Source organism: Exiguobacterium sp. RIT594 (assembly GCF_003339585.1).
GTDB lineage: Bacteria > Bacillota > Bacilli > Exiguobacteriales > Exiguobacteriaceae > Exiguobacterium_A.
On the sequence record NZ_QPKF01000001.1, the window covers coordinates 1 to 12,803 of the forward strand.

Annotated in this window: 15 protein-coding genes; 9 read left to right on the forward strand and 6 right to left on the reverse strand. The window is 40.1% G+C overall.

What is annotated here, in order from left to right; all coding sequences use genetic code 11:
- The 7 genes from DVG79_RS00005 to DVG79_RS00035 form a co-directional block, all read left to right on the forward strand.
- On the forward strand, positions 1 to 616 hold a 616-nt coding region (locus DVG79_RS00005; RefSeq protein WP_233494494.1), incomplete at its 5' end, for an MATE family efflux transporter.
- Positions 617 to 644: 28 nt separating this feature from the next.
- Positions 645 to 1,550, forward strand: a complete 906-nt coding sequence (gene rfbA, locus DVG79_RS00010; RefSeq protein ID WP_114594937.1) for a glucose-1-phosphate thymidylyltransferase RfbA — start codon at positions 645 to 647, stop codon at positions 1,548 to 1,550.
- Positions 1,547 to 2,104, forward strand: coding sequence for a dTDP-4-dehydrorhamnose 3,5-epimerase (gene rfbC, locus DVG79_RS00015; protein ID WP_114594938.1), 558 nt, complete (start codon positions 1,547 to 1,549; stop codon positions 2,102 to 2,104). The genes rfbA and rfbC overlap by 4 nt, the downstream gene beginning before the upstream one ends.
- Before the next feature lie 2 nt (positions 2,105 to 2,106).
- On the forward strand, positions 2,107 to 3,093 hold the full coding sequence (gene rfbB / locus DVG79_RS00020) for a dTDP-glucose 4,6-dehydratase (protein WP_114594939.1): 987 nt from the start codon (positions 2,107 to 2,109) through the stop codon (positions 3,091 to 3,093).
- Positions 3,090 to 3,953, forward strand: a complete 864-nt coding sequence (gene rfbD / locus DVG79_RS00025) for a dTDP-4-dehydrorhamnose reductase (RefSeq protein ID WP_114594940.1) — start codon at positions 3,090 to 3,092, stop codon at positions 3,951 to 3,953. The genes rfbB and rfbD overlap by 4 nt, the downstream gene beginning before the upstream one ends.
- A 5-nt stretch (positions 3,954 to 3,958) precedes the next feature.
- Complete coding sequence (locus DVG79_RS00030; protein WP_114594941.1) at positions 3,959 to 4,984, forward strand: NAD-dependent epimerase; 1,026 nt, start codon at positions 3,959 to 3,961, stop codon at positions 4,982 to 4,984.
- A 17-nt stretch (positions 4,985 to 5,001) separates the two neighbouring features.
- Positions 5,002 to 6,168 carry a nucleotide sugar dehydrogenase gene (locus tag DVG79_RS00035; protein WP_114594942.1) on the forward strand — a complete coding sequence of 389 codons (1,167 nt, stop codon included), beginning with the start codon at positions 5,002 to 5,004 and terminating at the stop codon, positions 6,166 to 6,168.
- Positions 6,169 to 6,825: 657 nt separating this feature from the next.
- On the opposite strand, the gene DVG79_RS00045 is transcribed toward DVG79_RS00035, so the two are convergent.
- Genes DVG79_RS00045 through DVG79_RS00060 form a run of 4 tightly spaced genes read right to left on the reverse strand, consistent with a single transcriptional unit; the run spans position 6,826 to position 9,421 of the window.
- Positions 6,826 to 7,101 carry a hypothetical protein gene (locus DVG79_RS00045; RefSeq protein ID WP_114594944.1) on the reverse strand — a complete coding sequence of 92 codons (276 nt, stop codon included), beginning with the start codon at positions 7,099 to 7,101 and terminating at the stop codon, positions 6,826 to 6,828.
- Positions 7,098 to 8,474, reverse strand: a complete 1,377-nt coding sequence (locus DVG79_RS00050) for a hypothetical protein (RefSeq protein ID WP_114594945.1) — start codon at positions 8,472 to 8,474, stop codon at positions 7,098 to 7,100. Before DVG79_RS00050 ends, DVG79_RS00045 begins: the two co-directional genes overlap by 4 nt.
- Positions 8,419 to 9,147, reverse strand: a complete 729-nt coding sequence (locus DVG79_RS00055; RefSeq protein ID WP_114594946.1) for an ATP-binding cassette domain-containing protein — start codon at positions 9,145 to 9,147, stop codon at positions 8,419 to 8,421. Before DVG79_RS00055 ends, DVG79_RS00050 begins: the two co-directional genes overlap by 56 nt.
- Positions 9,148 to 9,202: 55 nt before the next feature.
- Positions 9,203 to 9,421 (reverse strand): hypothetical protein, encoded by a 219-nt coding sequence (locus DVG79_RS00060; protein ID WP_026830228.1) that lies wholly within the window; start codon positions 9,419 to 9,421, stop codon positions 9,203 to 9,205.
- A 338-nt stretch (positions 9,422 to 9,759) separates the two neighbouring features.
- Here DVG79_RS00060 and DVG79_RS00065 point away from each other — a divergent pair, with 338 nt between their 5' ends.
- Both DVG79_RS00065 and DVG79_RS00070 read left to right on the forward strand, forming a co-directional pair.
- Positions 9,760 to 10,371 carry an EAL domain-containing protein gene (locus DVG79_RS00065; protein WP_114594947.1) on the forward strand — a complete coding sequence of 204 codons (612 nt, stop codon included), beginning with the start codon at positions 9,760 to 9,762 and terminating at the stop codon, positions 10,369 to 10,371.
- A 169-nt stretch (positions 10,372 to 10,540) separates the two neighbouring features.
- Positions 10,541 to 11,359, forward strand: a complete 819-nt coding sequence (locus DVG79_RS00070; RefSeq protein ID WP_114594948.1) for a tyrosine-type recombinase/integrase — start codon at positions 10,541 to 10,543, stop codon at positions 11,357 to 11,359.
- Here the strand turns inward: DVG79_RS00070 and DVG79_RS00075 are convergent.
- Positions 11,337 to 12,176, reverse strand: coding sequence for a tyrosine-type recombinase/integrase (locus DVG79_RS00075; protein ID WP_114594949.1), 840 nt, complete (start codon positions 12,174 to 12,176; stop codon positions 11,337 to 11,339). The genes DVG79_RS00070 and DVG79_RS00075 overlap by 23 nt on opposite strands.
- On the reverse strand, positions 12,173 to 12,607 hold the full coding sequence (locus DVG79_RS00080; RefSeq protein WP_114594950.1) for a sigma factor: 435 nt from the start codon (positions 12,605 to 12,607) through the stop codon (positions 12,173 to 12,175). The genes DVG79_RS00075 and DVG79_RS00080 overlap by 4 nt, the downstream gene beginning before the upstream one ends.
- Positions 12,608 to 12,803 lie beyond the last annotated feature (196 nt).

The following is a 12,803-nucleotide window of genomic DNA, read 5'->3' on the forward strand; positions in this document are numbered from 1 at the left end:
TCTACTAACAATTTTAAATTATAATATGGATGTAATAATATTGAAATTTTTTGTTGAAAACAGAGAAATCGGATTATACAGCTTGGCGGTTACTCTTGCTTCGATGTTATGGGTTATTCCTGATGCTTTTAAAGATGTACTATTCAATAAGACTGCCCAAAATGACTCAATTGATGCTCTTAAATTTAGTATAAAGATAAATTTATATTTTAGCTTTATCGTGATAATAATTTTTTCTGTTTTTGGTAATGGTTTTATAAGTTTTATATATGGTGAAGAATTCTCGGAAAGTTTTTTAGTGTCTTTAATTTTAATATCAGGAACTATTCCTATGATTTTCTTTAAATTAATAAGCACTTTATATCAAGCTGTAGGAAAGCAACATTATAGTTTCTACACTTTAGCTTTATCTGTGCTCATAAATTTCGTATTTAATGTAATAACAATACCTTTTATGGGGATAATAGGCGCAGCGATATCCTCTGTATTTTCATATTTAATATGTGGTCTGATTATGTTGAGTACATTTAAAAAACTGTATAATATTCGATTAAAAGATTTTTTCATAGTGAATTCAAATGAACTAAACATATTAAAGAAAAAGTTTAATAAATAATACCTAAATGGAACGGAGTGATTTTTTAATGAAAGGTATCATCTTAGCTGGTGGAAGTGGAACAAGGTTGTATCCCCTTACTAAATCGATTTCTAAGCAATTACTACCGGTTTATGATAAACCGATGATTTACTATCCGATGTCAACTTTAATGTTAGCTGGAATTAAAGAAATACTAATCATTTCGACACCAGAGGATACACCACGCTTTGAACAACTGCTTGGTAATGGAGAAGAACTTGGACTCTCATTGTCATATAAAGTTCAGGAATCCCCTGACGGTCTAGCTCAAGCATTTCTAATAGGAGAAGAGTTTATCGGAGAGGATTCTGTTGCTCTTGTGCTCGGCGATAACATCTATTATGGTCACGGGTTTACAGAGTTACTTCAAAGAGCAGCTTCTTTAAAAGAAGGCTCAACTGTTTTCGGTTATCAGGTTCACGATCCAGAACGTTTTGGCGTTGTTGAATTTGATGATCATCAAAATGTGATTTCAATCGAAGAAAAACCTGAAATCGCTAAAAGTAATTACGCTATTACTGGACTTTATTTTTATGATAATCGAGTCGTTGATTTTGCTAAATCGTTAAAACCTTCTCGAAGAGGAGAACTTGAAATTACAGATCTAAACAAATGCTACCTTGAAGACAATTCCTTGCGTGTCGAGTTACTCGGTCGTGGATTTGCATGGCTCGATACAGGAACACATGAATCGTTGCTTGAAGCATCGACGTTTATCGAAACGATTGAAAGACGTCAGAAACTAAAAATCGCTTGTCTTGAAGAAATCTCATATCGCATGGGGTACATTTCTAAAGGACAGTTGATTGAATTAGCGCAGCCACTACAAAAAAATGCTTATGGGCAGTACTTGCTTCATGTTGCGAAAACAGTGAAAGATACTTCTGAAAAGAAAGCAGGTCTTACTTTATGAAAGCAATAAAAAGTAAATTAGAAGGCGTTCTTTTACTAGAACCTAACGTTTTTGGAGATCATCGTGGTTTTTTCATGGAGAGCTACAATCGCCAAGTTTTTCATGATTTAGGCATTACACATGAGTTCATTCAAGATAATCATTCACTTTCTAAAGAAGCCGGTGTGCTACGCGGTATGCATTATCAGTTGGAACCAAAAGCGCAAACAAAGCTCGTTCGAGTGGGATCAGGAGCAATCTATGACGTAGTGGTTGATATGCGGATTGGTTCACCGACCTATGGAGAATGGGAGGGATTTATTTTAAGCGAACATAATAAACGTCAGTTGCTTGTTCCAAAAGGCTTTGCACATGGTTTTTGTACGCTGACTGAGGATGTTAATGTTCTTTATAAAGTGGATGAATTGTATTCGGCTGAACATGATCGTGGCATTCAGTGGAATGACCCTGAATTAGATATTAAGTGGCCAGTGACAAACCCGATTCTATCAGAAAAAGATACAAAACATCCAACGTTGAAAGATACAGAAAATAATTTTAAATGGAGTGAATGATTATGAATTTAATCGTTACTGGTGGTGCTGGTTTTATTGGAAGTAACTTTGTCCGTCATATGCTCAATACATATCCTGACTATACAATCATCAATCTTGACTTGCTAACCTACGCAGGAAACAAAGAGAGTTTGGCTGATTTAATCGATAATCCTAAACATGTTTTTGTGGAAGGAAACATCACAGATCGTGATTTGTTAGATCAACTGATTACAGATTATAAAATAGACGGCATCATTAACTTTGCTGCTGAGTCGCACGTGGATCGCAGTATCTTGAATCCTGAAGTCTTCGTCGAAACAAATATTCAAGGAACATTGGCATTGTTAGACGCTGCTCGTAAGCACAAGTTGAAGAAGTATGTTCAAGTCTCAACAGATGAAGTGTACGGTTCGCTTGGAGCTGAAGGATACTTCACGGAAGATACACCGCTTGCACCAAATAGTCCATATTCAGCCTCTAAAGCTGGTGCAGATATGTTAGTCCGTTCATATTTTGAAACATACGGTATGGATGTCAATATTACGCGCTGTTCAAATAACTATGGACCGTATCACTTCCCAGAAAAATTAATTCCTTTAATGATTACGAATGCAATGGATCAAAAGAATCTCCCGATTTATGGAGATGGTGAAAATATTCGTGACTGGCTTCATGTAACCGATCATTGTGCGGCAATTGATTTAGTTTTCCACAAAGGTAAATCCGGTGAAGTTTATAATGTTGGCGGACATAACGAAAGAACAAACAATCAAATCGTTGATTTAATTGTTGACCGCTTAGATGTTTCGAAAGACTTGGTAACATACGTTGAAGATCGTTTAGGGCACGACCGTCGATATGCGATTGATCCAATCAAGTTAGAGACAGAACTAGGATGGAAACCAAAATATACGTTTGATACAGGTATTATTGAAACAATTGACTGGTACTTAGCAAACGAAGCTTGGTGGCGTCCACTTAAAGAAAAAGCAGAACTCGTGAAATGAAAAAAACTATCTTGATTACAGGTGCCAACGGACAATTAGGTACGGATTTAGTTCATTTAGTCGACTCCTCATTGTATGAAGTCGTTGCTTTTACGAAGCAGGGTTTAGATATTACAGATTATCCAGTTGTTGAAGAAACAATTCAACGAATCAAACCGGACTGGATTCTGCATGCAGCTGCTTATACAAACGTCGAAGCAGCTGAAGATGAAGGGAAGGAAATGAATTGGCTCGTCAATGCGACAGGTACAGAAAATGTTGCAAATGCAGCCAAGCAAGTTGGAGCAAAAATGGTTTATGTCAGCACGGACTATGTATTCGATGGCACAGAATCAACAGAGTATGAAGTGACAGATCAAGTTAACCCGTTGAATGAGTACGGCAAAGCTAAGTTGGCTGGAGAACAGGCTGTACAAAGTATTTTAGGAAGCGACGGATATATTGTAAGAACTTCATGGGTATTCGGTGTTCATGGTAATAATTTTGTTTATACGATGATGAAATTAGCTCAGACACGTTCTGAACTCAATGTAGTTGCTGATCAATTTGGTCGGCCGACGTTTTCAGAAGACTTGGCACGATTTATGTTATATCTTGTGGGAGATTCTAAAATTCCAGGTGGAATCTATCATTTTTCTAATGACGAATCCTGTTCGTGGTATGAATTTGCAACAGAAATTTTGGCAGATACCACTACAACAGTAAATCCATGTAATTCAGATGCCTTTCCACAAAAAGCAAAACGTCCGCAAAATTCAATCCTCAGCTTACTTTCTATAAGCAAGTTGAATTATACAGTGCCAACATGGAAAAATTCTTTAACAAGATTTAAAGAAAAAACTCTAGAAAATAAGGTGTGAAAATAGTGAATGTCACTTCGAAAATTTTAGTTACAGGTGCCGCTGGTTTTATTGGTGTGCATTTATCAAATCAGTTAACGAATCATGGCTATAGTGTAATAGGTTTGGATAATATGAACACCTACTACGACTTAAATTTAAAAAAAGACCGACTAGTTCAGCTAAACGATAATAAAAATTTTACGTTTGTTGAATGTGATTTAACAGATCGAGAACGTATTAATAAAATTTTTGAAGAACATCGACCGGTAATTGTCATCAATTTAGCAGCCCAAGCAGGAGTGCGGTATTCCATTGAGAATCCTTATGCCTATTTAGATTCAAATCTAACGGGATTCCTTAATATCTTAGAGGCTTGTCGGAACTATCCAGTCGAGCATTTACTGTATGCCTCGTCTAGTTCTGTATACGGTGGGAACAAGATTGCACCGTTCTCTACCAATCATAATGTTGATCATCCAGTCAGCCTTTATGCTGCGACTAAAAAATCGAATGAATTGATGGCACATACATACAGTCATCTCTACAATATCCCAACGACAGGACTTCGATTCTTTACAGTATATGGTCCATGGGGACGTCCAGATATGGCCTACTTCTCCTTTACAAAAGATATCCTTGAGGGGAATCCAATTAAAGTGTTTAATCATGGAAAAATGGAGCGTGACTTCACCTACATCGATGACATTGTAGAAGGAATCGTCAAACTCATTCCACTTGCACCAGAAAAGAATCCGGATTGGGATGAAAGCATTGACGAACTGGGTGCGAGTTTTGCTCCTTACCGTGTTTATAACATTGGAAATAACAGCCCTGTCCCATTAATGAAGTTCATTAATGTGTTGGAAGAAAAAATCGGTAAAGAAGCGAACAAACAGTATATGGAGATGCAGCCAGGTGATGTTCTTCGCACTTACGCAGATGTCTCTGAACTCGAGCGTGATATCGACTTTAAACCAAGCACAAGTATTGAAGACGGTCTTGGAAAATTCGTTGAATGGTACAAAGAGTACTACAACGTCAAATTATAAGAAAGGAGAGACTTACCATGAAAATCACAGTAGCAGGAACAGGTTATGTCGGTCTATCTATGGCCGTCTTACTCGCACAGCATAATGAAGTCACATCGATTGATATCATTAAAGAACGTGTCGAGCTCGTCAATGATCGGAAATCACCAATCGTTGATGCGGAAATCGAAAACTTCTTACAAAACAAAGAATTGAATCTGCATGCGACAACTGATAATTTTGAAGCTTACAAAGATGCGGAATTTGTCATTATTGCGACTCCGACGGATTATGATCCAACACGGAACTACTTTAATACTCGTACCGTTGAGAGCGTCATCGCGACAGTCCTTGCCATCAATCCGGATGCGACGATGGTCATCAAATCGACGGTACCGGTTGGCTACACACAAGAGCTAAAGGAGAAGTTCGATACACCAAACATTATCTTCTCACCGGAGTTCTTGCGTGAAGGACAGGCACTGCATGACAATCTTTATCCATCACGTATCGTTGTTGGTGAACAATCAGAACGGGCACAACAGTTTGCTGATCTCTTACTTCAAGGAGCCATTAAAAAGGATGTGCCGATTCTTTTGACAGATTCAACAGAAGCTGAAGCCATCAAGTTGTTCTCCAATACGTATTTAGCGATGCGTGTCGCGTTTTTTAACGAACTCGATACGTATGCAGAAGTCCGTAATCTTGATACAAAACAAATCATTGAAGGTGTCGGGCTTGATAGCCGGATCGGCAATCATTACAACAATCCTTCTTTCGGATATGGTGGGTACTGCTTACCGAAAGATACAAAGCAACTCCTTGCGAACTATGATGAAGTGCCGAATAACATCATCGGGGCAATCGTTGAAGCAAACCGGACACGGAAAGATTATATTGCGGATACGATCATCAAGCAAAATCCGAAAGTCGTTGGAGTTTATCGTTTGACGATGAAAACAGACTCAGACAACTTCCGTGCCTCGTCGATTCAAGGCATCATGAAACGGATTAAGGCAAAAGGAATCGAAGTGACAGTCTTCGAACCGGTATTGACGGAAGATACATTTTACAATTCACGTGTCATTCGTGATCTTGAAGCATTCAAGCAAGAATCAGATGTCATTCTTTCGAATCGGATGCATCCTGAGTTGAGCGATGTTGAAGATAAAGTGTATACGCGTGATTTGTATAGCCGGGATTAAAAGAGATATCTTGTAGATTGTTCTAAACCATAAACAAACCCTTAATTCGGAGACGAATAAGGGTTTGTTTTACATCACCAGATTAAATAATACCAGCGTGAAGTATAAATTTTTTAAGTTGAGTTTTTTGCGTTCGATTGGATATGTTTTTTTATGGATTCAATGAATGAAGAACAGAATTTTTTTTGAAAATGCTTCGAGTCTAACGGGAAAAGTAGTTGTTTTTCTCAACTATGAGAAAAACAACTACTTTATTTTTAGTCTGAAGTCGAATTTCGGTTAAACTTTTTTATTTTATTCTGCTTCTGTTTTTGAATCATTTTAACGAGTGATAAAAATATCATCTGTCCGTCTGTCGTGATAGGGAAAAAGTTAAATACGTTTGCTAAACAAAGTATTTTCACCACTACCCACGCTCCGCCGTCCCCTTCGACCCATATACCAAAAGAGAAAAGAAGTAATGGTGCTGAAACTGAAATGATCAGATTTTGCCAGTCTACATGAGTATTATGATAACGGACCGTCGGAGTCAGAAAACGGTCGAATGTCACGCGTGGCTGACGTCGGAAGAGAAGCGCAAAACACCAATGGATACTTTCATGAATAGTCACGACTAAACCAATTAACAGTACATAACTGATCAGGAGCAGTAGTGTCTCAGCTGTCATGTCGAGCAGAAATCCGTCGTGTCTGCATGAATAATCCAAATAAAGTGAACAGTACGATAAAGGCGAGATACATGAGGAGCGCCTGTAATGTGAGTGAGAAATGCGTATTCAGTTCTTCTTTCGTCATCACAGTAGAAATTTTCAGACCGGTCATCGTTGTCACAACACTGGTTTCATTGATTTGGAAAAGCTCATAAATGTAATCAATCAAAAAGATGACCGCCCAGATTACAGTTCCTACACCGATCAATTTTGTGAGTTTCATTTTGCCACCTCGTATTCTTTCTTTAGTATGAGATACAATACACCGAGCAAGAACAATAATGCAGGGTATAGCGCACCGTCTATGCTGACAAGTACTGATAGGAGAATAATTAAGATAATCGTCAAGACGGAAGCAATCGTCTCATTGATATTGCTTTGTGATTTCGGAAACAAGAATCCTGCAATTGTTGCCGCAAAAAAGATATTGATACCGTACAGATAAGGGTTCAAACTATTTGTCTCGACAATCCCGACATATAAGGCAGGGGCCATTAGAATGATCGACACTCCGAGTAGGGAGCCAAGCTCCATCAGCGGATGGATGCGGTATAATCCATACAGTTTGCGTACCGCCAACGTCGCATCTGCGTATGTGATCGTCACGATTCCTAAAATCGGCAAAAGGAATAACCACAGTTGCATCGTCCCCCCCAGACCCACTTGATAGAGCGCCCCGGCTGACATGACAGCTAATAATGCCCAGAAATAAAGGAAGTTCTTACTTCGAATAATGGCCGGCATCGTTGTTGCCAGTCCAATATTAAAAGCGGGCAAGCCCAACTTAAAGTAACTCTGACGCACATAAAGATGGTTGCGGGAGAAGAATAGGGTTTGCAGGAGATACGCAGCTCCTCCAATCAAGATGCTTCCTGCTAGTACGAATAGGGTTAGTGTAAGAATAGAGTACGGCAGCGTGCTGACCCAAACATCGATTTGAAATCGTGTCTTGATTAAATGGAAGGTCACCAGGCCGATTAGACATAAATCGAGCACGAATCCCAGGATGATGCGCTTAAGTCCGGACATTTTTTGTAACAGAGCTGCGTACAAAAAATCAAGAATCCAAAAGCTTGCGATAAAAACAGTATGTAGCGTCAAGAGCACAAGCAACGCAACTCCCCATTGCATCGGAATCAGCTTTAGTGCAGGTGCCACGATGATCATCAACAACTCAAAAAAGACAAGTGCGACACTCAACTTAAACAAGCGTTGACTGACATTAACTTCCCGTTCAGAAAAAGGAAGTGTTTGGGCGAAGAATAAAGAGTTCCGATTTAATGAGACTGTTGCGTTCAACAGAATGAACATGAACGTTCCTAAAATGAAAACGACATTGAAGTAACTGCTCAACGTCATTTTTCCTGCTAACAAGAGTGTCGCCTGATCAGCTTCTTTCGCATTGGTCGTCAACGTCGAAAGTTGGACCATATTTAAATAAAAGTATCCGAGGTAGGCTGCCGTCAGCAGTAGTAATAATCCGTAACGGTTCAATCGGCTACGAAAGAACGGACGATTGAACAAACCATGAAATGTATCGTTATAGAAGAACTTCAGAAGACATAAAATGTTTTTGGACGATGGCGAACTTCTCACGCAAGACCTCCTCTTGTTTTATGACTTGTGTCAATTCTTCGGGAGACCCCTCAAAGTGTATAAGGGAACCATGACGCATGAGTCTGACGTCATTAGGAAAACGATCAATCGTGTTCCGTTCATGCGATACGATGATGATTTTCTTCGTCTCGCCAACCGCTGCGAACAGCTCCTGTACAAGAAGGGATGTATCGAAATCCAGTCCGCCGAAAATTTCATCCGCGATTATATACTCAGTATTGGCAGCAAGTGCTGCAACAATTTGAATTTTCTTCTTCATTCCAAAGGAGTACGATTCGATGGTTTTATGTTGTCCATCCGCTAAATCGAGTAGTTCGATTAAGATGGGTGCTTTCTCATACTCACTTGTCTCGTATCGACTTAAAACGAACTGGACATATTCTTTACCTGTCATGTATCCAGGTAAATAAAAATCTGAAGGCAGATAGAAGAACTTTGACTTATATGCTTTGCTACCTGGAGATAATGCATCAATCAAAATCTCACCACGATCTGCTTCGAGTAAGTTTGTCATCATGTTTAGTAATGTCGTTTTCCCACTACCATTTGTCCCGACGATCACAGAAACACCGGTTTTTGAGAACGTTGTTGATAATTGATCAATAATACAATTTTTTTTGAACGACTTCGTTAACTGTTTGATTTCAATCATTTTCTCGCCTCCTAAGAAAAACGGGAGCCCGAAGAGCCCCCGCTTATTAAGTACGTTACGAGGCTTTACAGCCAATACCCATTTGCCAAATCTTTGGCCAATTCAGCTTTACGTTTCCGTTAAAGCTGTAGCCGCGGCTTGTGCAATAAAAGGCATATGCAAAAATTCCAACTAAAAGGACTAACGCAAAAACCATCCAGAACCATTTGTTTTCGATCATGTTAAAGAACTTTTCTTCCAATGATAACTGATACGACACGAACATTGCAGACATCCGAATTCCTCCTTTCTCTTTTAAGATAGAAAGTTATTCATCCTCATGAAACATGGCATTAGTTTTTTGAAGAGAAAATTAAAACTTCCTTCCACTTGATTGTAACAAAAATTCCAATATTAGGAACGAGTCCTTTTGGAGCATCTTACTCAACGAATAATCATGACTTTTCTACCGAGGATTTCTTTAATACTAGTACTCTACTAACTAGTTTTATAAAAATCTGATTGAAAAGTCCTGAAAAAATTAAAGATTATTCTCATAGTCAAATTAGATATATTATGGGGAAAATGTTTGATATTACATAATAATTGAGAAAATGATCACATGATGGTCCTATTTCAAAAACAGATATTTTATATGAAAACGTAAAAATCTCAGAAACACTTCGTCAATTGCATGATAAAGGGATAAGTATCTCTTTGGATGATTTTGGAAAAGGATATTCCTCTATTTCTTATCTACAGGACTATCCGATTGATACGATTAAAATAGATCGTAAGTTTATAAAGGATATTGATTCAGAAATTCGTGCCCGTTCCATCGTAAGGTCCGCAATTTTTATTGGTCAAGAGTTTAGATTGAATATTGTAGCGGAAGGCGTAGAAACTGCTGCGCAATTACAAGTTCTTCGCGGATTAGATTGTCCTACTATTCAAGGCTATTTATTCAGTCAACCTTTACTAGAAGCGGATTTTGCTGAAGTATTATCACGTCAACTGTTACTACCGAAAGAAAAGATTACTAATAAAGAGATTGCTACGTTATCGTTGCAGGCAAAATTGACAATTGATCGTATTGACGACGTGCCTGTGAAAATTGGCTCCTCTGTCATCATGGTTTGCAGAACTAATTTGAAAAACTTAACTTTTTATTCTAACATTTGTTTTCCTGTTAAAGAAGAAGTGGAGTATAGATTAACTGTAGAATTAACAGATAGATTTCAGTAAGAAGTTAGTCTAAGTAACAATATTAAGAAAGAAACAATCAAATAGTACAAACTTTCCGATTTTTCTACATTTTAAAAAGTTCATGGGTAGAGTTATTATATGAATGGGATTGAATAAAAAGTGAATGGGGAATTGAGGGGGAAATACTTTCTAAAAGGAGGTTCTTCTCATGACACATTTTGAATATCTAGACCACTATTTGAAAACGCATCTTTTTTATAGTAAATCGACAATCAAAGCATATCGCAGTGATTTACGACAAATGAAAAATAATCAAATTGAATGGTCGACGAAATCCTTGCAACGTTACTTTAATGAGTTGATTAAACGATACAAACCAACGACCGCTATGCGGCGATATCATGCCTTGATGGCACTCGGAAATGAACTCATCCGAGCGAAACGTCTCAAAGTTAATCCGATGAAACAAGTCCGTCCGATTGTTCACCAGCATATCCAACAACGTGAGCATCATCCACTCGAAGAAACGATTCAAATGATTCGTCACATTACGGATCCGACCTATCGTCTCTTCTTTGAACTCATCAGTCAAACGGGCCTCCGCTTCATGGAGGCCCGTTTGTTGTCGATTGAAGATATTCAGTTCGAGAAGTTAGCGTTATTCGTGAGACACGGGAAAGGCCGACGCTTACGAACGGTTCCGCTTGGAGAAGGACTTGTGAGTAAGCTTCGAACGTTTTTAGAAGGACGGAAGACAGGACTCGTCTTTCAGTCTGTCCGAGGCAAAGCCATCAATGAGCAGTCGGCTCGTGATGCATTACGTAAGCAGTCGCTTGCTAAGCGTGGACGACCGTTACATCCGCACGACTTACGTGTGTCGTTTGCGACGTATCTCTATCAGACAGGCAACCGTAAATTGCTTGAGATTCAGCAGTTACTTGGTCACGGCAGCTCCCGAACGACAGAAGGCTACATCATCAGTCAGGAAACGAAGCTCCAGCAAGTCATCGATGCATTGTCGGCGTAAGGCGGTTGATCGAGGACCGGGCGGCTTCTGACGACGGTAAGATATACTGTTGCGTCGTCTTCGCGTCACTATGGCCGAGCAGGCGCATGACAGTCAGTAAATCAGCTCGATGTTCCCGGTAAATTGTCGTCGCGAACGTGACCCGTAAATCGTGTGGTCGGAGTGTCCGTTTTAAGACTTGCTCGCTGGCAAGCCGGAGTTGTTTTCGCGTCTGATTCGGATCCAGCAAACCACCAGCAGTGTTTTGAAATAAGGGACCGTCATTGGGTTGAACATCGAGATAGCGTATCAGGACAGTGACCAATTCGTCATGGAGCGGAACGTAACGTGTTTTCTGTCCCTTGCCATGACGGACAAACAGTTGCCGTTCGCTCAGGTCAAGATCGGTACGGTTGAGTTGTCGGGCTTCGTTGAAGCGAAGGCCCGTATGTAAGAGCAGGAAGTAGAACGTATACATCGTATCGTCTTGCAGGGTCTCAATGATACGTCGCGCTTCGGTGTAACTAAAGGCAGTCCGGTGTTTCGGTAACGGACGCGTCGGTTTCTTAATTCGGGATAAGGGGTTCGAGGGAATGGATTTTTCAGCGACTAAGGCGTCAAATAGTGTCGCGAGTGCGTTGATTCGCCGAGAGACAGTGGTCGGAGCGTAGGTTTGTTTTAACAACGTGATGTAGCGATGCAAGGAAGGAATGTCGATGGATGCAGCGTGGGTACAGAAATGACGGACGTCGGCACGATAGGCTTTCTTCGTCAGCAGGCTGTAGCTCGGTGACTGTTCAATGATCGTCAGTAACCGGTCCAAGTAAAACGTCATCATAGGAGGATGTCCTGGACTTTCTGTTTGAGTTCCGACTTGAGCGACCGGAGGCGGGCCGGAGAGTAGCCGAGGCTGTCCTCATTACCGTGAAGAAGAGCTTGCAGGATAGCGAATTCCTTCCGAGATAGTTCCTGTTTCAGTTGATCGAGTAGATAAGTGAACGAGACTTGCTGCTGACGGGGGAGTTCCGGTAACGTCTCGACGGCGACTTCGCCGGCAAGCGTCCGGTTGCGGGTTGCTAAGTAATCGAGCATTGCGCCTTTCGCGCGAATCCGGGCGAAGGTGACGGTCATGACTTTACCTTCTTCGATTGATTTCCAAAGTCGGAGCAGGGCAGCCTGGCGGCATTCATCCTGTTCATTCGGGTGAATCGAAAGGCGGGAGAGAAGAGAGTTGACGAGGGGAATCCATTGTTTTAAAGCTTCATTCATGACGAGAGCATCCAATCTGAGATATGCATATCTATGTATTCCGCGGTAGTTTCAGTATAAGTAGAGTTATCCGCTCTTTTCAAATCGTCTTTTTTGAATTATGCCAACGGTTTTCTCAGCTTTTCTAACACCTATCTTCTTCATTTTCTCCATTTAACCGCTGATTCTTCTTGAAAAACCGCCTTTTTCCGCCACT